Origin of the sequence: Cryobacterium sp. Y11 (assembly GCF_002929535.1) — a bacterium.
In the GTDB taxonomy this organism is placed as follows: domain Bacteria; phylum Actinomycetota; class Actinomycetes; order Actinomycetales; family Microbacteriaceae; genus Cryobacterium.
Genome location: NZ_PJJO01000055.1, coordinates 113,895 through 136,688 on the forward strand (window position 1 = coordinate 113,895; position 22,794 = coordinate 136,688).

The 22,794-nt window shown below is 64.9% G+C and carries 19 protein-coding genes; 9 read left to right on the forward strand and 10 right to left on the reverse strand.

The features are described from left to right. Window positions 1-6: 6 nt before the first annotated feature. From CXY75_RS08795 to CXY75_RS08820, 6 genes are all read left to right on the forward strand, one after another. Window positions 7-657, forward strand: coding sequence for a riboflavin synthase (locus CXY75_RS08795; RefSeq protein ID WP_104082453.1), 651 nt, complete (start codon window positions 7-9; stop codon window positions 655-657). After that, on the forward strand, window positions 654-1,904 hold the full coding sequence (gene ribA / locus CXY75_RS08800) for a GTP cyclohydrolase II (RefSeq protein ID WP_104082454.1): 1,251 nt from the start codon (window positions 654-656) through the stop codon (window positions 1,902-1,904). The genes CXY75_RS08795 and ribA overlap by 4 nt, the downstream gene beginning before the upstream one ends. Further along, a complete protein-coding gene (gene ribH / locus CXY75_RS08805) occupies window positions 1,904-2,380 on the forward strand; it encodes a 6,7-dimethyl-8-ribityllumazine synthase (RefSeq protein ID WP_104082455.1) in 477 nt (158 codons plus the stop codon). The genes ribA and ribH overlap by 1 nt, the downstream gene beginning before the upstream one ends. 34 nt (window positions 2,381-2,414) lie before the next feature. Next, complete coding sequence (locus CXY75_RS08810) at window positions 2,415-2,771, forward strand: hypothetical protein (RefSeq protein WP_104082456.1); 357 nt, start codon at window positions 2,415-2,417, stop codon at window positions 2,769-2,771. A 203-nt stretch (window positions 2,772-2,974) separates the two neighbouring features. Then, window positions 2,975-4,327, forward strand: a complete 1,353-nt coding sequence (locus tag CXY75_RS08815; protein WP_104082457.1) for an MFS transporter — start codon at window positions 2,975-2,977, stop codon at window positions 4,325-4,327. Between the two features lie 200 nt (window positions 4,328-4,527). After that, window positions 4,528-6,459: an ABC transporter ATP-binding protein gene (locus CXY75_RS08820; RefSeq protein ID WP_104082458.1), complete on the forward strand. Its 1,932-nt coding sequence runs from the start codon at window positions 4,528-4,530 to the stop codon at window positions 6,457-6,459. An 89-nt stretch (window positions 6,460-6,548) separates the two neighbouring features. Here the strand turns inward: CXY75_RS08820 and CXY75_RS08825 are convergent, their stop codons facing one another. The 5 genes from CXY75_RS08825 to CXY75_RS08845 form a co-directional block, all read right to left on the reverse strand. Then, on the reverse strand, window positions 6,549-9,611 hold the full coding sequence (locus CXY75_RS08825) for a glycoside hydrolase family 38 C-terminal domain-containing protein (RefSeq protein WP_104082459.1): 3,063 nt from the start codon (window positions 9,609-9,611) through the stop codon (window positions 6,549-6,551). 7 nt (window positions 9,612-9,618) lie between these two features. Continuing rightward, a complete protein-coding gene (locus CXY75_RS08830; RefSeq protein WP_369826705.1) occupies window positions 9,619-10,500 on the reverse strand; it encodes a carbohydrate ABC transporter permease in 882 nt (293 codons plus the stop codon). A 2-nt stretch (window positions 10,501-10,502) separates the two neighbouring features. After that, window positions 10,503-11,447, reverse strand: a complete 945-nt coding sequence (locus tag CXY75_RS08835) for a carbohydrate ABC transporter permease (protein WP_104082460.1) — start codon at window positions 11,445-11,447, stop codon at window positions 10,503-10,505. A 2-nt stretch (window positions 11,448-11,449) separates the two neighbouring features. Next, window positions 11,450-12,805, reverse strand: coding sequence for an extracellular solute-binding protein (locus CXY75_RS08840; protein WP_104082461.1), 1,356 nt, complete (start codon window positions 12,803-12,805; stop codon window positions 11,450-11,452). 166 nt (window positions 12,806-12,971) lie between these two features. Continuing rightward, complete coding sequence (locus CXY75_RS08845) at window positions 12,972-14,822, reverse strand: phosphoenolpyruvate carboxykinase (GTP) (protein ID WP_104082462.1); 1,851 nt, start codon at window positions 14,820-14,822, stop codon at window positions 12,972-12,974. Between the two features lie 180 nt (window positions 14,823-15,002). Here CXY75_RS08845 and CXY75_RS08850 point away from each other — a divergent pair, with 180 nt between their 5' ends. Then, window positions 15,003-16,445, forward strand: coding sequence for a helix-turn-helix domain-containing protein (locus CXY75_RS08850; RefSeq protein WP_104082463.1), 1,443 nt, complete (start codon window positions 15,003-15,005; stop codon window positions 16,443-16,445). Window positions 16,446-16,593: 148 nt separating this feature from the next. On the opposite strand, the gene CXY75_RS08855 is transcribed toward CXY75_RS08850, so the two are convergent. Then, window positions 16,594-17,784: a DUF222 domain-containing protein gene (locus CXY75_RS08855; RefSeq protein ID WP_369826707.1), complete on the reverse strand. Its 1,191-nt coding sequence runs from the start codon at window positions 17,782-17,784 to the stop codon at window positions 16,594-16,596. A gap of 795 nt (window positions 17,785-18,579) precedes the next feature. On the opposite strand from CXY75_RS08855, the gene CXY75_RS19810 reads away from it, so the two are divergent. Then, window positions 18,580-18,723, forward strand: coding sequence for a hypothetical protein (locus CXY75_RS19810; protein WP_158251163.1), 144 nt, complete (start codon window positions 18,580-18,582; stop codon window positions 18,721-18,723). Here the strand turns inward: CXY75_RS19810 and CXY75_RS08860 are convergent. Continuing rightward, window positions 18,707-19,006: a hypothetical protein gene (locus tag CXY75_RS08860; protein WP_104082465.1), complete on the reverse strand. Its 300-nt coding sequence runs from the start codon at window positions 19,004-19,006 to the stop codon at window positions 18,707-18,709. The genes CXY75_RS19810 and CXY75_RS08860 overlap by 17 nt on opposite strands. Window positions 19,007-19,548: 542 nt before the next feature. On the opposite strand from CXY75_RS08860, the gene CXY75_RS08870 reads away from it, so the two are divergent. After that, window positions 19,549-19,821, forward strand: a complete 273-nt coding sequence (locus CXY75_RS08870) for a transcriptional regulator (RefSeq protein ID WP_255411777.1) — start codon at window positions 19,549-19,551, stop codon at window positions 19,819-19,821. Here CXY75_RS08870 and CXY75_RS08875 read toward each other — a convergent pair. The 3 genes from CXY75_RS08875 to CXY75_RS08885 are packed head-to-tail and all read right to left on the reverse strand — an operon-like array spanning window position 19,799 to window position 22,622. Next, entirely contained in the window at window positions 19,799-20,581 is a 783-nt protein-coding gene (locus CXY75_RS08875; RefSeq protein ID WP_104082468.1) for a 3-hydroxyacyl-CoA dehydrogenase, read from the reverse strand. The two genes, CXY75_RS08870 and CXY75_RS08875, sit on opposite strands and share 23 nt — an antisense overlap. Continuing rightward, window positions 20,581-21,765 (reverse strand): thiolase family protein, encoded by a 1,185-nt coding sequence (locus CXY75_RS08880; protein ID WP_104082469.1) that lies wholly within the window; start codon window positions 21,763-21,765, stop codon window positions 20,581-20,583. The genes CXY75_RS08875 and CXY75_RS08880 overlap by 1 nt, the downstream gene beginning before the upstream one ends. A gap of 41 nt (window positions 21,766-21,806) precedes the next feature. Then, window positions 21,807-22,622 (reverse strand): RNA methyltransferase, encoded by an 816-nt coding sequence (locus CXY75_RS08885; protein WP_104082470.1) that lies wholly within the window; start codon window positions 22,620-22,622, stop codon window positions 21,807-21,809. Between the last annotated feature and the right edge of the window lie 172 nt (window positions 22,623-22,794).

Here is a 22,794-nt window from a genome sequence, read left to right on the forward strand (position 1 = left end):
AACCCCATGTTCACCGGAATCATCGAGGAGCTCGGCCAGATCGAGCACATCTCGCACACAGCGGATGCCGCCCGCCTCACCATTCGCGGCCCGCTCGTCGTCGACGGTGCTGGTCACGGCGACTCCATCGCGGTGCAGGGCGTCTGCCTCACCGTGGTTGCCCGCACCGCCGAAACGTTCACCGCCGACGTGATGGCGCAGACCCTGTCGATGTCAACGCTGTCGGAGGCCCGCGCCGGCTCCCCGGTCAATCTCGAACGCGCCGCCCTGGTCGGCGGGCGCCTCGGCGGCCACATCGTGCAGGGCCACATCGACGGAACCAGCACCGTGCTCGCGGTCACCCCCGGCGAGGCCTGGCGGGTGCTGCGATTCAGCCTCAGCACCGAACTTGCTCCCCTGGTGGTCGGTAAGGGCTCGATCGCCATCGACGGAGTCTCCCTCACCGTGAGCAACATCAGCCCCACCACCGAGACGAATCAGTGGTTTGAGGTGTCGCTCATTCCCGAGACCCTTACGGCGACCACCCTCGGCGAGCGTGCCGCCGGCGACCGGGTCAACATTGAGACCGACATTGTGGCCCGCCACGTCGAACGGATGCTCGACCTCACCGCAGCCCGAACCCCGCAAAACCAGTCCGAAACCAGGAGCGCATCATGAACCTCGCCGATATTCCCGCCGCACTCGCGGAACTGCGCCTCGGCCGACCGGTCATCGTCGCCGACGACGAGGGCCGCGAAAACGAGGGTGACGTCATCATTTCAGCCCAGCTCGCTACCCAGGAATGGATCGCCTGGACCGTGCGCTACTCGTCAGGGTTCATCTGTGCCCCGATGACCAACGAGATCGCCGATCGGCTTGACCTGCCGGTCATGGTCATGAACAACGAAGATCCTCTCGGCACGAACTACACGGTGAGCGTCGACGCTGCCGACCGGCTGTCGACCGGCATCAGCGCCGCTGACCGCGCCCACACCCTGCGGGTGCTGGCCGACCCTGCTTCGGCAGCGATAAGCCTGCACCGGCCGGGTCACATTCTGCCGCTGCGCGCCAGGGACGGCGGTGTTCGCGAGCGCGGCGGCCACACTGAGGCCGGCGTTGACCTGATGAAGCTGGCCGGCTTAGTTCCGGTCGCCGCGATAGCTGAGATCGTCGCCGACGACGGAGAGATGATGCGCCTACCGGGGCTGCTTGAACTCGGCGAACGCGAGGGCCTACTCGTTATCACCATTAAAGACCTGATCAGTTTCCTGAACGAGTTTCATCCCGACGAGGAGCTCGCCCCCGTTGTGAAAGCACCACGGGTCGACTTCGAGGTAGAAACCATGGTTCCCACCAGCCATGGTCTCTTTCGGGTGCGTGCCTACCGTGACGTCTCGACCGGCGCAGACCATGTCGCTTTCGTGGCGGGCACCCCGGTCGACGGCGCCATCGTGCGCGTGCACTCCGAGTGCCTCACCGGCGAAGCCTTCGGCTCACTCAAGTGCGAGTGCGGTCCGCAGCTCGACGCCTCGCTCGACATCGTTCAGGAGGAGGGCGGTGTTGTCGTCTACCTGCGCGGCCAGGAGGGGCGCGGCATCGGCCTGATCAACAAGCTGCGGGCCTATGAGCTGCAGGAGGACGGCCTCGACACCTTCGACGCGAACGTGGCGCTGGGCCTGCCCGTCGACAGCCGCGAATACGGCGCGGCCAGCAGCATCCTGCACGAACTCGGGTTGACTTCGGTGCGACTGCTCACCAACAATCCCGAGAAGGTGCGCCAGCTGGAGCGGCACGGTGTAGGCGTGACCGAGCGGGTGCCGCTCGTGGTGGGCATCGGCGAATTCAACGAGGAATACCTCGCGACCAAGCGTGACCGGATGGGTCACCACATCACGAACACCGACATCATGAATGGAATCGCCTAATGGCTGGAACCGGACCTTTAATCAATGTTGACGGCAGCGGTCTGCGCGTGGTCATCGTGGCGGGTCTGTGGCACGACGTGATCACCGCCGGCCTGATTGCCGGGGCGACCAGGGTGCTCGAAGCGAGCGGCGCCTCCTGGTCGCTCGTGCGGGTGCCGGGCAGCTTCGAACTGCCCGTCGCCTGCAAGGTTGCCCTCGAAAACGGGGCCGATGCGGTCGTCGCCCTCGGCGTTATCATTCGCGGCGGCACCCCGCACTTCGAATTCGTCTCTAATGCGGCAACGGATGGCCTCACTCGCGTCGCGCTCGACACCGGCAAGCCGGTAGGTTTCGGCGTACTGACCCTGGACAACGAACAGCAGGGCCTCGATCGAGCCGGATTGCCCGGTTCGAAGGAGGACAAGGGTGAGGAGGCGGCATCCGCTGCCCTCGCCACCGCTCTGGTGCTGCGTGAGCTGCGCGGGCTTGTCCGGTAGCTTGTGGCGCATCGTCGTCGCCTAGGCTGAACGCATGGACCTTCTGCGCAACATTCTGCTCATTCTGCACTTCGTCGGCCTCGCCTCGCTGCTTGGCGGTTTTCTGGTGCAGATCAAGGCGATCATCGCCGGCAAGGGCACGATTGTCGCCGCAATGTTTCACGGCGCGCTGACCCAGCTGGTCACCGGAGTGCTGCTGGTCGGCGTGATTGAGATGGGTTCGCTCGGCCACATCGACAACGTCAAGATCGGCATCAAGCTGCTCGTGCTCATCGTGATCACCGTGCTCGTGGTCATGAACCGCAAGAAGCCAAGCGTGGCCTCCTGGGTGCTCTGGGCCATCGGAGCCCTCACCCTCGTCAACATTGTCGTCGCGGTGCTCTGGAAGTAATAAGTTTCGCGAAAGCGGGTAACTGGCTGCTTCACGTCACTCGAAGCAACCATTTACCCGCTTTCGATCGGGCGAGGTAGGGTTTTTTATGGCCTCCACTCGCGGCCACACCCCCATTCGTGCGTAAACGTTACCGCGGGAAGTCAGATCGACTTGCGGGTTTCGTCAGCGCTTCGCAATCCCTTCCGGAGTGTTTCACCCTCATGTCTACATCCACTGCGTCGGTTTCGACGCCGACCAAGCCCGTCAATCCGAAGGGCCGCGTCATCATGGCGAGCCTCATCGGCACGACCATTGAGTTCTACGACTTCTACGTCTACGCGACGGCGGCCGTTCTCGTCTTTCCCCACCTGTTCTTTCCCACCGGTAACGAGACCACCGCACTGCTCGCCTCCTTCGCCGTCTTCGGCGCCGCCATGGTCGCCCGACCGATCGGCGCACTGTTCTTCGGTCACTTCGGTGACCGCAAGGGGCGCAAAGCCACCCTGGTCGGCGCGCTGCTCATCATGGGCATCGCAACGTTCTTGATCGGCCTGCTGCCGACCTACGAGATGATCGGCTGGTGGGCACCGTTCATGCTCGTCATTCTGCGCCTGGCCCAGGGGTTCGCCCTCGGCGGCGAGTGGAGCGGCGCGGCACTGGTCGCAACCGAGAACGCACCGGCCGGCAAGCGCGCCTGGTATGGAACCTTTCCCCAGGTCGGCGCCCCGCTCGGGTTCATCATCGCCAACGGCTTGTTCCTCGGCCTCGCCCTCGCGCTGCCATCGACCGACCCAACCCGCCCGTCCGAGGCGTTCCTCGAGTGGGCCTGGCGCATCCCCTTCCTGTTCTCGGCCGTGATGGTCATCGTCGGCCTCTGGGTGCGTCTGCGCCTGGTCGAGAGCGAGGTCTTCACCCAGGTCGTCACGGCCAAACGGGTCGAGAAGCTGCCGCTCGCTGCGGTGTTCAAGTCGAACTGGCGCGAACTCATCCTCGGCACGTTCACTATGCTCGCGACCTATGTTCTGTTCTACCTGATGACGACCTTTACCCTCGGCTATGGCCGTGCAGCAACGGATGCCCCGGTGCCGGGACTTGGGTTCACCTACAACAACTTCATTCTCATGATGATTCTCGGCGTGGTGTTCTTCGGAATCTTCACCCTCGCCTCTGGCCCCTGGGCCGACAGGCACGGACGCCGCAAGACACTCATCATCGTGACGCTCGCCATTGTCGTGTTCGGGCTGCTGTTCGTGCCGCTGCTCGGGGCCGGATTTCCCGGTGTGATGCTGTTTCTCATCGTCGGCTTTTCACTGATGGGCATGACGTTTGGCCCGATGGGCGCGCTGCTGCCTGAGCTGTTCCCGACCAGCGTGCGCTACACCGGCTCGGCCTTCGCTTACAACATGAGTTCGATTCTCGGCGCGGCCGTCGCTCCATTCATCGCCATTTGGCTGTGGACGCTCGGCGGGGGCAGCCCCTTCTGGGTGGGTATCTACCTCTCGGTCATGGCCGTGATCACCCTGATCGCGCTGATCCTGAGCCGCGAAACGAAGGACCTCGACCTGCACCGCTAGGTTCGTGCTCTCGAGAGCGGCTCCATCGGTCTCGAGACGCCGGCTCCTCGACCAGCGAAGTGGGCGACCGACCCGCTGGTTGAGGAGCGCGCTTTACGCGCGTCCCGAGACAGCGCACACGGAGGTCGCCGCTCGTGCGCGTGCAGACCGCACCTGTACCAGTGGCGACGGTTCGCATCTTCGGCGGTTAAGATTAATCAGTGACTTCCGCTGAGCCCGACACATCTGCTCCCCCAACTGAACCGAAGCCGGCGCGCGCCGGCCGCCGGGGCCGCCCAGCCCCCACCGGCCCGCGTGCGAAGTTCAGCCAACTGCTCCCCTACCTGTTCGAACACAAGAAGGTGCTCGGCGTTGTCGTCGTCTTGAGCGTGCTCGGGGCCGCGGCAAGCCTGGCCCAACCCCTGCTGGTCAGCCAGGTCATCACGAAAGTCCAGGCCAACAACCCGCTCGGCTCGTTGCTCGGCTGGCTGATCGCGCTTGTGGTGATTTCCGGGTTGATCAGCGGTTATCAGCACTACCTGCTGCAGCGTACCGGCGAGGGGGTCGTGCTCTCCAGCCGACGTAAGCTGGTCGGCCGCCTGCTGCGCCTGCCGATCAGCGAATTCGATGCTCGCCGCACCGGCGACCTCGTCTCCCGCGTCGGCAGCGATACGACCCTGCTGCGCGCCGTGCTCACCCAGGGCCTGGTCGAGGCGATCGGAGGGTCGCTCACCTTTATCGGTGCGCTCATTGCGATGCTCATCATCGACCCGGTGCTGCTCGGTCTAACCGTGCTCGTCATCGCGGTGTCGGTGGTCACGGTCACAGTGTTGTCACGGCGCATCCGCACCGCGAGCCAGGCCGCGCAGGCGAAGGTCGGCGACCTCGCCGCGAGCGTTGAGCGTGCCATCAGCGCCATCCGCACGGTGCGCGCCGCCAACGCAACCGAGCGCGAAGTCGCCGTGATCGACCAGGACGCCCACGGCGCGTGGCGCATGGGCATCGAGGTCGCCAAGATCAGCGCCCTCGTGGTGCCGATTGCCGGCATCGCCATGCAGGTCACATTTCTCGTGGTGCTCGGCGTTGGCGGCTTTCGCGTCGCGAGCAACGCCATCAGCATCGCCGACCTCGTCGCCTTCATTCTGTTCCTGTTCATGATGATCATGCCGCTCGGCCAGTTCTTCGGCGCGATCACCTCGGTCAACGCGGCGCTCGGCGCGCTCGGTCGAATCCAGGAAATCATCGATCTGCCCGCCGAGGATCAGTTCGATCGCGACATCGCGCCGCTCGCCATGACCGTCGGTGCCGCGAACGAGAAGGTCAATCCAGAAGCCGCGGCGATCAGCTTCGACAACGTGCACTTCGGGTACGCTGCGGCGGCGGTCGAGGTTGACCCTACGGCTGCAGCGGATGCTGACGGCTCGGCCGCCACCACGGCGACCGCACCAGACGCCTCAGCCTCTACCGAACCGCGTCCCGTACTCAAGGGCATCTCATTCACCGCGCCGCGCGGCCTGCGCACGGCGCTCGTCGGCCCCAGCGGAGCCGGAAAGAGCACCATTCTCGCCCTGATCGAGCGCTTCTACGACGTCTCCGATGGCACGGTGCGGCTGGGCGGGCTGGACATCCGTTCGCTGGATCGCACCGCTTTACGGGCACAGATCGGCTACGTCGAGCAGGACGCCCCCGTGCTGGCCGGATCGCTGCGCGACAACCTCACGCTCGCAACGCCCGATGCCACCGACGAGGACTGCATCAAGGTGCTGCACGCTGTCAACCTCGGCGAGGTACTCGACCGCGACCCGGCCGGGCTCGGCGCCGCGGTCGGCGAATCGGGCGTGAAACTCTCCGGCGGCGAACGCCAACGCCTCGCAATCGCGCGGGCGCTGCTCGCGGCTCCGCCCATTCTGCTGCTCGACGAGTCCACCTCCAGCCTTGATGGCAAAAACGAGCAGATGATGCGCGAAGCTATCGACGCCGTGGCAGCCGACCGCACGCTCATTGTGATCGCACACCGCCTGTCGACCGTCGTCGACAGCGACCAGATCGTGGTGCTCGATCACGGCGAAGTCGTCGGCATCGGCACCCACTCGGAGCTCGTGGTCTCAACCCCGCTCTACCGCGACCTCGCGAAGCACCAGCTGCTGGTCTAGGCCGCCGAGCCGGTACGTAACGCCGGTGAATATGCGACACGCCGTGTCGGGTGACGCGTGGTGACGGCGTGTCGCGAATATTACCGGCGTTACGTGCGCCGATAGCGCAGCGTCACCAGCTGGAACGGGCGCAATTCCAACGTCAGGCCGGCGTCATCAGTCGCGGTCACGGCGGCGGGGGCGACACGGCGCTCAAGCAGGTCCGTCTCGTAGGCCTCGGCCGCCTCGAATGAGCGGATGATCCGGGCCAGGGCCCGGATTCCGTGCGCCTCGTAGAGCCGCACGATCACGTCACCGCTGCCGTCTTCGGCGAGCTTGACGGCCTCAATCACCACAGCGGGATTGTCGACCGCGAACAGCGGCTCGACCGTTATAGCGCCAACGCCGGTGACGGTGCGCAGCGGCAGGTTGAGCCGATAACCCTCATATACCGCGTCAGGAATACTCGCGCCGACGCGGAGAGATACCCCGACGTCGTGCCGTCCCTGGTCGGTGGCCGGGTCGGGGAAGACCGGGGCGCGTAGTAGGGACAGCGCCACGGTGGTGCCGACGCGCGCTGGTGTTTCGATGCGGGGGGCGGCATCCGTTGCGCGAAAGACGGTGCGGGTGATCGCGTGGCCGTAGGTAGAGTCGTTGGCCACCGCCACTCCGAAATCGGGTTCCCCGACGTGCACCCAGCGGTGGGCGACGGTTTCGAAGCGGGCAGCGTCCCACGAGGTATTCGCATGCGTCGGACGGAATATATGCCCGAACTGGATTTCAGAGGCGGCCCGATCGGCGTGCACGTCGAGCGGAAAGTTCAGCCGCAGCAGCTTCTGCCGCTCGTGCCAGTCGATGCTGAAGTTCAGGTCGATCGCACGTGAATCCGATGCGAGGGTGATCTCTTCGGTGAGGGACGAGCCTCCGAATCGGCGAGTGACGCGCACCCCCACCCTGCCGCTGGGAAGTTCGTCGATTCGGTCGATCGACTCGGCAGCGGTGAGCGCCTCGAACAGGCGCGAATGCGGGGTGTCCAGGTCCCAGGCGTCCCACTCGGTGGGGGTGTCCCGGTGCAGCGTGAGCAGGTTGGCCCTGGCTCCGGCCGGCACGACCTCGCGGTGGTTCTGACGATCATAGACCAACGTGAAGAGTCCGTCCGTGTCAATCGTCACGACCACGTGCCGGTTGGCGAGTACCCAGCCGTCGGGGGTGTTGGCGATCGTCGCTGTGACGGGCGTCACCTCGGCGCGCACGCTGCTGCCGCCAAGCGCGGGCACCCCGGCGCGGGCATACGGTCCAGCGTTCAGCACGATCGCGCCGCTACCCGCCCCGCACAGTGCACGAACGGATGCCTCGATCACCCCCTCCAGCACGCGCGCGACCCGTGCATACTCACGCTCGGCCTCCTGGTGCACCCAGGCGATCGACGATCCCGGAAGTATGTCGTGAAATTGCTGCAGCAACACCGTCTGCCACGCGTTATCGAGGGCCGCGCGTGGATACTCAGCCCCTGCCCGAAGAGAAGCCGTCGTCGCCCACAGCTCCGCCTCTCGGAGCAGGTGCTCACTGCGCCGGTTGCCCCGCTTGGTTCGGGCCTGCGAGGTGAGCGTGCCGCGGTGAAACTCCAGGTACAACTCGCCAGACCACACCGGTGGCGCCTCATATTCCGCCTCCGCCGCCTCAAAGAAGCGCCGCGGGCTCGACAGTTCGACCGTCGGCGAGCCCTCGAGCGACGCTGTGCGGTGGGCGGCGGCAATCATCTCCTCGGTCGGGCCACCGCCGCCGTCACCCCACCCGAACGGCACGAGCGAGGTATTCGCGGCACCCTTTTCGCTGTACAGGTTTTCGGCGCGGGCCAGTTCGAGGCCGGAGAGCTGCGCGTTGTAGTCGGCGACCGGCGGAAAGTGTGTGAAGACGCGGCTGCCGTCGAGGCCCTCCCAGAGAAAGCTGTGGTGGGGAAACACGTTCGTGTCGTTCCAGGAGAGCTTTTGGGTGAGAAACCACCGACTGCCGGCCGCGCGCACGATCTGGGGAAGCGCCGCCGAATAGCCGAAGGAGTCTGGCAGCCAGACTTCGAGGGGTTCCACTCCGAACTCCCGCAGAAAGAACCCCTTGCCGACGACAAACTGCCGGGCCAGTGCCTCGCCGCTAGGCATGTTCGTGTCGGACTCGACCCACATACCGCCGACTGGCACGAAGTTTCCGGCCGCGACGGCCCCGCGCACCCGCTCAAACAAGTCCGGGTATTGGTCGCGCAACCAGGCGTATTGCTGGGCGGAGGAGGCCGCGAACACGAAGTCTGGATACCGATCGATCAGATCGAGCACGTTGGACCAGGTACGCGCGACCTTCCGCACGGTCTCGCGCACCGGCCAGAGCCAGGCGCTGTCGATGTGCGCGTGCCCGACCGCGTGCACCCGATGCGCGCTGGCGTTTGCCGGGCTCGCCATTACATTTGCCAAGGCAGCCCGGCCCACGACTGCTGTGCCACTCACATCGTCGGGGTCGAGCAGATCGAGGCAGCGTTCGAGGGCGCGCAGAATGTTCGCCCGCCGCGGTGAGGCGACGGGTAACTCGCGGCGCAGGCCGTCGAGAGCGAACACGTCCTGCACGAGGTGCCAGACCTGTGTGTCGCGCTGGGCGACATCCGCTTGTCGAAGCAGGTAGAGCGGCGTGGTGCCGGCGGTGTCGAGATCGCCGAGCAGCGTGGGGGTGAAGCTGAAGTCGGCCGCGATATTCGGGTTGGCGGCGGCCTCTATATAGAGGTCAATGGTGTCGCCGCGCACACTCACGGTGCGGTTCAACGACTCAACACCCTTGAGCAGGCGGCCATCCGGGCTGTAGGCGGTGCCCTCGGCCTGAAATCCTGGCACTGCGGCGGTGAACCCGAGGTCGATGACGACTTCGATGCGGGTGTCGGCCAGGCCGGCCCACGTGGGCGGCACCAGCCCGGTGAGGTGAAACCACACGGTGCCCCACGGACGGCCCCACGCTTCGCCAACGACGAACGGCGCAAACGGATGCGCGATCGCCTCGGCAAACGAGACCGGCTCTCCCGGCACCGTCCAGGCGGTGACTGTGAGCGGCGCGGTGGCCCGGTAGATCGCTGGCAGCAGTCGTTCACGAACGAACCGGTTCAGCCGGGCTTCGATCAGTGCGCTGTCGTCGTGCATGCTGGCCCTACCCTTTGATCGCGCCCGACATGGAGAAGGAGGCTCCCATGCCGCGCGAAACGAGTGCGTACAGAAGTATTACGGGAACGGAATAGAGCACGGAGAACGCCGCGAGTTGGCCGTACGCTATCGCCCCGAACTGGCCGAAGAAGCTATAAATGCTTACGGCCGCCGGTTGCTTACTCGGCGAGAGCAGCAGAATGAATGGTACGAAGAAGTTTCCCCAGGCCTGGATGAACACGAAAATGAAGACCACCCCGAGGCCCGGTCGCATCAGCGGCACGACAATGCGACGCAGCGCCGTCATAGCACTCGCGCCATCAACCCAAGCCGCTTCCTCAAGGCTGATCGGCACCGAGTCCATAAAGTTCTTGGTCATCCAAATCGCCATCGGCAACGACGTCGCCGCCAGGAACAGAACGGTCGCCCCCATCGAATCGATCAGCTGCAACCGCACAAACAGGCTGTAGACGGGAACCATGATCGCCGTGATCGGCAGGCAGGTCCCGAACAGAATCGCATACATAAACGGTTTATTGAAGCGCATCGAATATCGGGAGAGCGGGTAGGCGGCGAGAACGGAGGCCACCACGGTCACGACCGATGCGCCAGCCGAGAGTAGAAAGCTGTTCCACAGGGGCCGAAAAGTGAGATCGGGGGTGAGCACCGCCCGAAAATTCTCTAGCGAGAGCCGGTCGGGAATTTGCGTCTGATAGCTCGCCCGCACGTCGAGCGAGGCGAGCACGAGCCAGGCCAACGGCAGCAGAAAACACAGCGCAATGAGCACGAGAACGCCATTAACGAGCAGCGCACTGACCGCCTTTTTCGGCGAGGCGACGGATGCTGCCGGTCGCGTCACAGCCGGGACCACTGCAGCGAAATCGGTCACCCTTACCCCTTACTCGGGCGCAGCGCGCGAATGTAGATGATGGAGAAAGCCGCACCAATGAGAAGCATCACGGTGGCGATCGCCGTGCCGTAGCCGATATCACTGAACCGGAAGGCTTCCTGGAAAGCCATCACCGGCAGAATCGTGCTCTGGTTGCCCGGGCCGCCAGCGGTCATCACCCAGACCAAGGTGAAGACCGACAGGGTCTGCAGGGTGATCAGCATGAGGTTGGTGGTGATGCTCGATTTAATCATCGGAATGGTGATCAGGAACAGCCGTTTCGCCCCACCGGCTCCGTCGATCATTGCCGCCTCAGTAATTTCGATCGGCACGTCGCCCAGGGCCGCCCGATAGACCATCATCGAAAACGCGGTACCGCGCCAGACGTTGGCGAGCACGATGGCGAGCATCGGAAAGCTGTACAGCCAGTTCGGACCGGTCATGCCGAGTGCGGCCAGAATCTGATTAAGGGTGCCATCCTGGCTGAAATAGGCGTAGGCCACGAAGGCCGCGACAATCTCGGGTAGCACCCAAGCCGCGACGACGCAGGTGCCGACCACGCCGACCACGGCACTGTTCGCGCGGTTCATGAGCAGGGCGATGCCGAGGCCGAGAAAGTTCTGTCCAATGATCGCCGACGCCACCACGAACACCACGGTGAGCCAGAGCGAGAGCGGGAAGACCGGGTCGGAGAACAGGCGCAGGTAGTTGTCGAAGCCGATCCAGGCCGGATTTTGCGCGTTCGTACCGGTGAGTGAGGCGTTCGTGAAGGAGCCGTAGAACGACCAGACGACCGGCCCAGCGAGAAAGATCAGCAGCAGGACGATCGCCGGCACTACCGGAAGCAGCCGCCACGCCGGAGACGGCCGGCGTCGCCGACCGCCCCGCCCGGCGGGCCCGGCGGAGGCCGGACTCGCCGGGGCAGATGCGATCAGCCCGGCGGTCATCGTTACTCGGTGACCTTGTCCGCACCTACGATGCCCTCGACGGCCGCGTCATAGGCGGCCGCAGCATCGTCGACGCTGAGCTGCCCGGTGATGACCGCTTCCGTTGCGGCCTGAACCTCGGCGGAGATCTTCGGATAATCCGACGTCGCTGGCCGATAGTGGGTCACCGACACCAGGTCAGTGACCGCTTCCACGAAGGGGTTCGCCTCGAGGTAGCTGGGTTCGCTCGCGACATCCGTGCGCACCGCGATCTGCGAATTGTTGATGTTGTACCAGAGCGCGTTTTCCTGGTTGAGCGCGAGGGTGAGAAATTCGAAGGCCAGGTCGGCGTTCTTTGTCTTCGCTCCGACGGCGAGAGTCCAACCGCCCGACATACTCACGCCCTGCGGGGCATCGCCATCTTGGGTGGGGAAGGCCGCGACACCCATATCATCGATGTATTCTGGCCAGGCATATGAGCCGCCTTCCTGCCAAAAGGACGGGGTGTATGAGCCCTCGACCGTTCCTCCGAGTTTGCCCTGCGGGAAGAGCTCGCCGAAGACCTTCTTCCACACGTTGGCGTCGAGCGCCTCGGCCGGGGTCACGGCCAGCTTCTCGTCGTAGAGCGTCTTGAGAAATTCGAGCGAATCCTTAAACCCCTCGGAGCCGACGACCCATTTTTGCTCATCCTCGTTGTACAGCTCGTCGCCGGTGCCGTAGAGCAGTTCGTAGAAACTCTGCATGACGGTGCCCTCGCCGGTGCCCTTGCCGGCATACATATTGAAGGGTACGACGTCGGGCTGGCTTACTTGAATGGCGCGCGCTGCCTTGAGGATGTCGTCCCAGCTCTCCGGTTGCCACGGCACGGTGATTCCAGCAGCTTCGAGTATCGGCTTGCTGTACCAGATTGCGCGGGTGTCGGTTCCGAGCGGGACGGCGTAGATGCTGCCGTCGTCTCCCATTCCCGCCGCCTTGGCCCCTTCGTTGAACTGGGACCAGTCATCCCAGCCGTCAACGTGATCGTCGAGGTTGAGCAGGTAACCGGCGTCGATATCGGAGCGCAGACGGAACGTGTCTTCGTAGAAGACGTCGGGGGCGGTCTCTGCCGACTGCTGGGACAGCGCGAGCTTGGTCGAATAGTCGTCGTCGTTCGCCTGGATCGGTTGCAGTTCCACGGTGACCCCCTCATGGGCGGCCTCAAATTCGGGCTTGATCTTCGTGAAGAGAGTGTCGAGGGCAGTGAAGGAATCCGTCTCCTGATAGACGATCTTCAGGGTTTGAGCGTCTCCGTTGTCTTCTGCGGTCGGTGAACAGCCGACCAGCGCGACCATCGAGGTCGCCGCCAACACAGACACGGCAAGTCGTACAGTGCGATGCATGGTGCTCCTTTGCTCCGAGATGCCCCCGCGGCCAGATGCCGGCCATACGGCCTTATCTGTGGCGATACTAAATCAAATGGATGCGTTGGACAAGGCCACAGCGAGCACGCACCAGGGACACACAACGGCCCCGCCACGGAAGTGACGGGGCCGTTAGCTGCGCGAACTAGTCCTTGAGGTGGTAGCGCACGCTCGCGAGCTCGGCCCGAAGCGCCGGCGGCACGCGGTCGCCGAACTTGTCGAAGTATTCCTCGGTCAGGTCGCATTCGGCGAGCCAGCTGGTCTGGTCGATTGCGAACAGTTGGTCGACGGATTCCTCGGACAGGTCGAGACCGTCGAGGTTCAGTCCGCCCGTGGTCGGGAGCAGGCCGATCGGGGTATCGACGGCGTCAGCAGTGCCCTCGATGCGGCGAATCATCCATTCGAGAACCCGCGAGTTCTCGCCGAATCCGGGCCAGATGAAGCCGCCGTCCGGGCCCTTGCGGAACCAGTTCACCTGGAAGATCGCCGGGGCGTTGGTGCCAAGTTCCTTGCCGACCTTGAGCCAGTGGCCCCAGTAGTCGGCCATGTTATAGCCGCAAAACGGGAGCATCGCGAACGGGTCGCGACGCAGCTCGCCAACGATGCCGTCGGCCGCCGCGGTCTTCTCAGACGAAATCGTGGCGCCCATGAACACGCCGTGCTTCCAGCTGCGCGCTTGGGCGACCAGTGGAACGTTGGTCGCGCGGCGTCCTCCGAAGATGATGGCGTCGAGGGGCACGCCGCCGGCGGCTTCCCAGTCGTCGGCGATCGACGGGCACTGGGCAGCTGCAACGGTGAAGCGCGAGTTGGGGTGGGCTGCTGTACGGCCGGAGTCGGGCGTCCAGTCCTTGCCCTGCCAGTCGATCAGGTGGTCCGGGGCCTTGTCGGTGAGGCCCTCCCACCACACGTCTCCGTCGTCGCGCAGGGCGACGTTGGTGAAGATGGTGTTGCCCCACATCGTGGAGACAGCGGTCGGGTTGGTCGTTTCACCGGTTCCGGGGGCGACTCCGAAGAAGCCGGCCTCTGGATTGATCGCCCAGAGACGGCCGTCTTCGCCCTGGCGCAGCCAGGCGATATCGTCGCCGATAGTCTCGACCTTCCAGCCGGGGATGGTCGGTCGCAGCATTGACAGGTTCGTCTTGCCACAGGCCGACGGGAAAGCTGCGGCAACGTGGAACACGCCGCCCTCGGGCGAGATCAGCTTGATCAGCAGCATGTGCTCGGCCAGCCAGCCCTGATCGCGGCCCATCACCGAGGCGATGCGCAGGGCGAAGGACTTCTTGGAGAGCAGGGCGTTTCCGCCGTAGCCGGAACCGTACGACCAGACCTCGCGGGTGTCTGGAAACTGCACGATGTATTTGTCGTCGTTGCAGGGCCAGTCGACGTCGGGGCGGGTGATGCCCGACTGGTCGACGAGCGGGTACCCGACGCTGTGCACGGTGTGCACCCACGGGTCGCCAGCTTCGATCATGGTCAGCACGGTTTCGCCCATGCGCGTCATGATGCCCATGTTGAGCACGACGTAGGGGGAATCGGTGATCTCGACGCCGAGCTGGGAGATGGGGCCGCCGAGCGGTCCCATCGAGAATGGCACGATGTACATGGTGCGGCCGCGCATACTGCCGGCGAAAACACCGCGGAGTTCCGCGCGCATTTTGGCCGGTTCGGCCCAGTTATTGGTGGGGCCGGCATCCGCTTCATCGTTGGAGCAGATGAACGTGCGATTCTCGACACGGGCGACATCTTTCGGGTTGGTGCGGGCGAGGAAGCTGTTGGGGCGCCACTCTGGGTTGAGACGGATGAGCTGGCCGGAGGCGACAAGCAGCTTGGAGAGCTCATTGGCCTCACGCTTGGAGCCGTCGCACCAGACGATGGCGTCGGGCTCGGTCAGGCGGGCAATCTCATCGACCCACGCCTGCAGGTTGGGGTCGGTACTACCGGTACGCGTCGGGTACGCGTCGCCATTGGTCTGAAGGGAAGAGGTGGTGAGGGTCATGTGCTGGCCTTTCCGGTCGCCGGGTGGAGGTGAAAGCGTTCAAGAAAAAGTTGCGAAATGGTCTGGCCGACGTTGTGCACAACCATAATTTCGTCCTACACCCTAAGAATGGCCTCGCTTTGGGCCTCTAACGGCGATATTGACACTTAAGAAACGCGATTCTTTAGATATCGTTAAGGAATGTCGCCTCAGCCTTCCGATCTGATCATGCTCGGCCACCGCATTCGCCACTTTCGTGGAGAGCGCGGGCTCACCCTGGACCAACTCGGGGAGCGCGTGCACCTCGCCGGCAGCCAGCTGTCGCTGATAGAGAACGGGCGTCGGGAGCCGAAGCTGTCGACCCTGCAGGATCTCGCCACCGCCCTCGCGGTCGATCTGGCCGAACTCTTGCGCCGGGAAGCTCCCAACGACCGGGCAGCGCTGGAAATTGAGCTCGATCGGGCCCAGAAAAATCCGCTCTACGGGGCGCTTGGCCTGCCGGTCGTCAAGGTCACCAAGGGGATGCCGCTGCCCGCCATCGAATCGCTGCTCGGCCTGCACCGTGAGCTGTCCCGCCGGGCCAGCGAGGCCATCGCAACGCCGGAAGAGGCGCGGCGAGCCAATACCGAGCTGCGCGAGCGGATGCGCGAGCAGGGCAACTACCTGCCCGAGATCGAGGAGCTCGTGGAGGAACGGGTGCGGGCGAGCGGGCATGTCTCGGGAGCCCTTACCCATCGAGAGGTCAGCGTTATGGCCGATCAGCTCGGATTCAGCCTGATCTACGTGAACGACCTGCCGAACTCCACCCGGTCGGTGACCGATCTGGCCAACGGGCGCATCTACCTGCCGCCGGCCTCCATTCCCGGCGGGCACGGCCTGCGGTCGATGGCGTTGCAGGCGATGGGGCACCGCCTGCTCGGGCATGAACGACCGGGCAGCTACGCCGAGTTCTTGTGGCAGCGGCTCGAGATTAATTATTTCGCGGCGGCCTGTTTGATGCCGCGGGAGGCATCCGTTGCCTTTCTGTCGAATGCGAAGCAGGAACGCGAGCTGGCGGTGGAGGATTTTCGTGACGCCTTCGGGGTCACTCACGAGGCGGCAGCACTGCGGCTGACCAACCTTGCCACCTCACACCTCGACATGACGCTGCACTTTCTGCGCGTGAACGGCGACGGCGCCCTGCAAAAGGGATACGAAAATGACGACCTACCGTTTCCGGCCGACGTGACCGGGTCAATCGAGGGGCAGTATGTCTGCAAACAATGGAGCGGGCGCACGGCGTTCACGCACACCAATCGCACCACCGAGTTCTACCAGTACACCGACACCAGCGCTGGCACGTTCTGGTCGGCAACCCAGACCGGGTCAACGGATGCGGGTGAGTTCGCGATCAGCGTCGGCGTTCCGTTTGCGCAGGCGAAATGGTTTCGGGGGCGCGAGACCACCCAGCGCACGGTGTCGCGCTGCCCGGACGAGTCGTGCTGTCGACGTCCCAGCGCGGAGGCAGCACAGCGCTGGGCTGGCAGGGCCTGGCCGAGCGCCCGGTTGCACGCGCACGTGCTATCGCCGCTGCCGTCCGGAACGTTTCCGGGGGTCGACGACTCCGAGGTATACGCGTTCCTGGAGGCGCACGCGGCCGAGTAGCAGCCGTGTCGTTCACTACTGAGCAGGGGTGTTCCGCCGAAATTTCCGCAGTTCTGTCGGGCGCTGCACGTCGGGCGATACAAATCTCAAAACGGGTCCGCCGACGAGTAGGGCCGCGCGCGATGTCAGACTCACTGTACAACTCGTCTTAGGTGCGCCAGGGTAGTTCGGGCCAGTGAGAGCTGGCGGTGTTGGCTCGGTGGGTACGGGCGGGTCGCCAGGTCTGAGACGGGTCCCACAAGATGGGGCCGAGCACCTGGGGGCGCCCGTTGACCATTCGAATTTTCCACCCAGTGGTGTCAATGGTGTGGTGGTGAAACCAGCATAAAAGTGTTCCGTTACTGATGTTGGTCGCCCCGCCTTGGTGCCAGGGGATGACGTGGTGGACTTCGCACCAGCGTGCGGGGATGCTGCAGCCGGGGATGATGCAGCCTTCATCGCGGGCGGCGATGGCTGCGCGTTGTGTGGCGGTGAAGCAGCGGATTGTGGTGCCGAGGTAGAGCACATCACCGTTCTCGCCGAACATGACCTGCTTGTAGCCGCCGGTGCAGATGAATTCTTTCACGCGGCGAAACGATATGGGGGCTTCGATGCCGTCGATCCAGCCGACGCCGCGGCCTTGGTCAAGGTCGACGGCATTGATGTGCACCATGACGGTGGGGGCTGCGCCGCCCATGGTCGGGGTCTGCGGGTCACGTGCGGCCGCTTCACACACGGACCGGAGGATGTCGGCACGTTTTTCGCCGGCGGTGCGGCGGTCGCCGTCGAAACGGGTGTCGCCGGTGAACGAGTCGGCACTGAACGGCTCGGTGCCGGCCGTGCCGGCGTCAAGGGCAGCAGGGTCGTCGAGGAACTCGGTGGGCACGAAGATGGGTGTGCGAGACCGCGCCGACAGGAACGTGTCAAACAACGTATCCATGATTCCGCGCAGTTCGGGCGTGACGTCGGCGCGCAGCGGGTAGAGCCCGTTGCGGAGCAGGCCAAACGTCAACGTGCTCGTCGCCTCGACAACGTCGTCGTTTGGGACGGTGCCGTTGGGGTCGAGTCGGCCCTGCCATTCCATCGCCTGCGCCCGCAGCATGTCGGGGGCGAAGCGGATGCCCGCCCCCGGCAGCCCCACAGTCTCCGGCGTGATCGCGCCGGTCGCCGACGCGACCACAGCGCGTTCGACGCGGTCGAGGTCGTCCTGCCCGACCCGGCCCTGCACAGCCGTCAGCGTGGCGGCGATGATCTCCGCCGACTCCATCCCGAGATCGCCGCTGATCAGGCCGTCGGCAATGACCGGGTAGCGGGCAGGGACGGGCAGGGACGGGCAGGCCGAGCGGGGTGCGCTCCACAGCGCCCTCGCCCAGCTTCAACCGACGTTTGGCTTCACGGCCGGAAATGCCGACAAGCTGGGTGATGAAATCAACCCGGTTACGGCATCCGTTCTTGTACGCCAACGACCCGGCACCGAGGTTCACTTCGGCACGCGCACCAATGTCAGTAGTCGCCCGTAGCCTGGCACCATCAACCTTGCGACCCAGCCCCTCCAAAGCCACCAGCACCGCAACAGCCTCGGAATCATCAAGCTGACCACACCGCACCCCATCGAACGCGGCCGCCAGAATCGCCCCCGCCCGAGCAATCATCGACACCCGCGAGACGGGCTCCGGGATCGAACCGGATACTGCGGGCAGGGCGGTCAGGGTCATGGCGTCGATGCCTCCTTCACCCACAATTATAGCCCAGAACGCACATAAAAACGAGAAAACATCACTAAGTAAGCAATTTTTTATGGCATGTCTGTACACCCCCCACGGGGGAACATGGTCGCTTCAACCCAGCGAAGCAGCCCATCACACGCAGTGACCGGGTGGCGAGTTGAGGTACACGGGAGGTGAAATGCGGGCGAGTTAAGGCACGGGATGGCGCAGATTCCCCTCAACTCAGCGGTGAGACTGCCCGTTCTCTCTGGCGCACGTTTCCCAAGGATATGCACGGTATAGGCGTTCTGGAGGCGCACGCGGCCCAGTAGCCGCGGTGCAGCACTCCAGCAGGCAACGCCAGTTCCTGTTCGACGACGGCACGGCCGTCGCGCAGGCAGTGGCCGAGTTCGCACCGTTGTGCACGGTCGTCGCTCCGGCAGCGCGCCGTGGCGACAAGATGCCTGTCGGTCGAGATCGACCTGCTTGAGTCACCGCTGTATGACTGCTGGGTGCAAGACATTGGCCCGAGTTTTGTGGCCGGCGCGCCCGACCTGAACGCTCAGCACGCTCCGGTCAACGACCACCGGTGACTCGTTGATTGTGCCAGCGGCGCATCACGAAAAACGGTCCAAACGCTGTCACAATCAGCAGCGCGAACGCCCAGGCCCCGATGGTGGGCGTCATGAGGTTTGCGCCCCAGATCACCAGCGCAATCCCGGCCAGATTCAGCAGAGTGGATGCTCGCGGCTGGCTCGGCGCGCTCCGAAACAGGGGCAGCGTCGTGGCGGGGTTCGCCCGAGTGAGCCGTACGACCGAGCTGATGCTGCAGAAGCAACCAGCCAGAACGAGGATCGTGCCGAAAATCACTGCCATGCCGTGGATCCTCTCAAGAGTATGTACTTCGACCATAACCTGTTCAATCTGCGCGAGTACCCGACCATTTTTTAATTAGAGAGTGCTTGCAAGTCTGACAGTATCCACTTGCCGAAACGGCTCAACCCGCGGTGAGGAAACCCGATGCGGCCGACCATCGCACCCTGGCCCGCGCCCACTTCGGCCTGGCCGTGGCCTTATTCATCTATCTCGGCGCCTTTCTGCTCCTCGTGGGCAATCAGACACAGGACGAAGTGTCCGGCGCGGGGCTAACGGCTAGGCCGATGCAAACGTTTTACTCATTCCCTTTCTCGTGTTCACGCAACTGATGCAGGGCGTGCAGAACCGGGCCCGGCTGCCGAGTACACACCGGCGAGTGCTCCTGTTCGTTTTGCTCGGAATGATTCCGTTCGCTCTTGCTGGCTGGTCGGCGTGCTCGTAGCGCTTCCGCTCGTGGTCGCGGCCGTGCGCGGAGCCCGGTCCTGACCGACGCGCCCCGGCGACATCCTCGCCACGGACTCGACGACGCACTTCTCACTCCGTTGCGATTCTCGCTGATGGCGGCGCTCGGAACGGATTCCGAGATCGACTTTGGTGCGCTGCGCGAGCTACTAGAGACGGAGGATTCGGCGCTCAGTAAGGGTATCGCTAGGCTCAGCGCGGCGGGCTCTGTACTCGTGCGCAAGGGCTATGTCGCGAATCGTCCGCGCACCTGGCTCAAGGCGACTCCGCGTGGGCTGGCTGCCATGCGTTTACACGTGGCCGCACTGCGGGCGATTGCGACCGGTTCGACTACTTCGGCTGCATCCGAATAGCGCCGTCGAGACGGATAGTTTCCCCATTGAGCATGGGATTTTCTACTATATGCCGAACCAGGAATGCGAACTCGTTCGGGTCGCCGAGCCGGGATGGATGCGGCACCTGGGCGCCGAGAGAGTCTCGCATCAGCTGCGGTAGCCCCTGCAGCATCGGGGTGTCGAAGATGCCCGGTGCGATGGCAACGACCCGAATCAGGCTCTGCGCGAACTCACGAGCGAGCGGAAGCGTCATTGCGGCAACGCCGCCCTTGGAAGCTGCATACGCCGCCTGCCCAATCTGCCCGTCGAACGCGGCGACCGAGGCGGTATTGACGATGACACCGCGCTCGGTAACACCCTGACGGTTTAGGTCACCCAGGGGCTCGGTGCGCTGCATCGCGGCGGCGGCCAGCCGCACGACGTTGAAGGTTCCGACAAGGTTGATGCGAATCGCGCGCTCAAAATCTTCGAGCGGCAACGGGCCGTCGCGGCCGACCGTGCGGGCGCCGGGCGCGATGCCGGCGCAGTTGATCACTACGCGGAGCGGCCCGTGGGCCGACGCCACGTCGACGGCGGTCTGCACGTCGCCGGCACTCGTCACGTCCCCGGCTACGAACCGGGCTCGATTGCCGAGCGTGGCAGCAATCTCAGCGCCGGGGGCGCCGGGCAGATCGAGCAACACGACGGATGCGCCGGCTTCGTGCAGGGAGCGAACACAGGCCAGGCCGAGGCCGGAGGCGCCTCCAGTGATGAGGGCAGAGCATCCATTTATATTCACTAGAGCCTCTCAATCAAGGTGGCGTTGGCCATGCCGCCGCCCTCGCACATGGCCTGCAGGCCCCAGCGTCCGCCGGTCATCTCGAGGTGGTTGAGCAGGGTGCCGAGCAGGCGAGTACCGGAGGAGCCGAGCGCGTGACCGAGGGCGATGGCGCCGCCACACGGGTTGAGGCAGTCGGGGTCGGCGTGAAGCTCGCGCAACCAGGCCAACGGCACGCTGGCGAAGGCTTCGTTGATCTCGTAGGCGTCGATATCGTCGATGTTCAGGCTCGCCCGCGAGAGGATGCGCTGGGTCGCCGGAATCACGCCGGTCAGCATGAGTATCGGGTCACTTCCCACGACCGTGAAGCTGTGAAAACGGGCGCGGGGGTTGAGGCCGAGCTGCGCGGCCCGTTTCGCGCTCATGATCAGGGTCGCCGAGGCCCCGTCGGTCAGCGGTGACGAGTTGCCGGCCGTGACGTGCCAACCGAGTTTCGGAAACCGGGCGGCGAGTTCTTCGGTGCGAAACGCGGGGCGGAGGCTAGCCAGGGAGGCGTGCGAGGTGCCGGAGCGAATGGTTTCGTCCTCGCTGACGACGCTGCCGTCTGGCCGAGTGACAGCCACTATTTCACCGGAGAAGTCGCCCCGTTCGGCGGCCGCAGCAGCCAACCGGTGCGAGCGGGCCGCGTAGTTGTCGAGGGCGTCACGGCCGAGGTTCCATTTTTGGTTGATCAGCTCGGCGGAGACGCCCTGGTTGACCAGGCCGTCGGGGTAGCGCTCGTGCATGCGGGCGCCGAATGGGTCTTGTTCGCCGGCGGACGAGCCGAGTGGAACGCGGCTCATCGACTCCACGCCGCAGGCGATCACCACATCGGCGTTGCCGCTCATCACGGCCTGGGCCGCGAAGGCTGCGGCCTGCTGGCTCGAGCCGCACTGGCGGTCGATCGTCGTGCCGGGCACGGTGTGCGGAAATCCGGCGCTGAGCAGGGCGGTGCGGGTGACGTTGTTGCTCTGCTCGCCGGTCTGGCTGACACAGCCGCCGATGACATCATCGATGAGCGCTGGGTCGAGGTTATTGCGGCTGACCAGCTCGCGCAGCACGGTGGCCAGCAGGTCGGCCGGATGGACACCGTCGAGGGCTCCCCCGGGTTTGCCCCGGCCAGACGGGGTGCGCAGAACGTCGACGATGACAGCTTCAGTGCTCATAACCACAGCCTAGGCCCGCTGGGCGTGGGTGACAGAAGGCGTTAACCCGACAGAGCCCACATCGCGACGGCACTCGCCGCGGCGACGTTGAGCGAGTCGATGCCGTGCTTCATCGGAATCTGCACGACGCTGTTCGAGGCAGCGAGTGCCTCCGCGGTAAGCCCCTCACCCTCGGCGCCGAGCAGCAGGGCCAGGTGCTCGTGGGCGGTGCCGTCGAAGTCGCGCAGGCTGACCGCACCGGGCGTCAGAGCGAGGGCTGCCACGTGAAAGCCATGCCGGGTGAGCAGCGCGCGAGTCTCGGTCCAGTCGCCGACGCGAGTCCACGGCACTTGCAGCACGGTACCCATCGAGACCCGGATAGCGCGGCGGTAGAACGGGTCGGAGCAGCGCGGCGTGACCAGAATGGCATCCGCTCCGATGGCGCCGGCTGAACGAAAGATGGCGCCGACGTTGGTCGGATCTGCCACGTTTTCGAGGATAACGATGCGGCGTGCCCCGGCCAGCAGGGCGTCGGCGTTCGGCAGCTCTGGCCGGTGCATCGAAGCGATCAGGCCGCGGTGCAAAATGTAGCCGGTCAGTTCGGCGAGCAGTTCGCCGGGGCCGACGAAGACGGGCACCTCTGCCGCGTACTCGCCGAGCACCGCGAGCACCGCGAGCGCCTCGTCGGCCGAGTTGCCGAGCGCGAGCACCGACCGTGGAACATGCCCGGCGCGCAGGGCTCGCTCCAAAACCAGTGCCGACTCTGCGATATATAGCCCGTGTTCGGTGCCGCGTGCCTTCTTGAGGGCAACATCGGTGAGGTGGGCGTAGTCGACCAGTCGCGGGTCGCTCAGGTCGTCGATCGCGATCAGGGGCATCCGCCGATTCTATCCAACGGCGCCTATCCAACGGCCTGTACGCCCGGTTCGCTCGGCGCCGTGCGGGCTAATTCAGGAAAAGCAGTGACGCCGGAGCCGGCCGCGCCCGAAAACACAGGGTACGGCGGGTCTGCCGGTTCGGATTGCCTGAATTAGCCCCCACACACCGGGC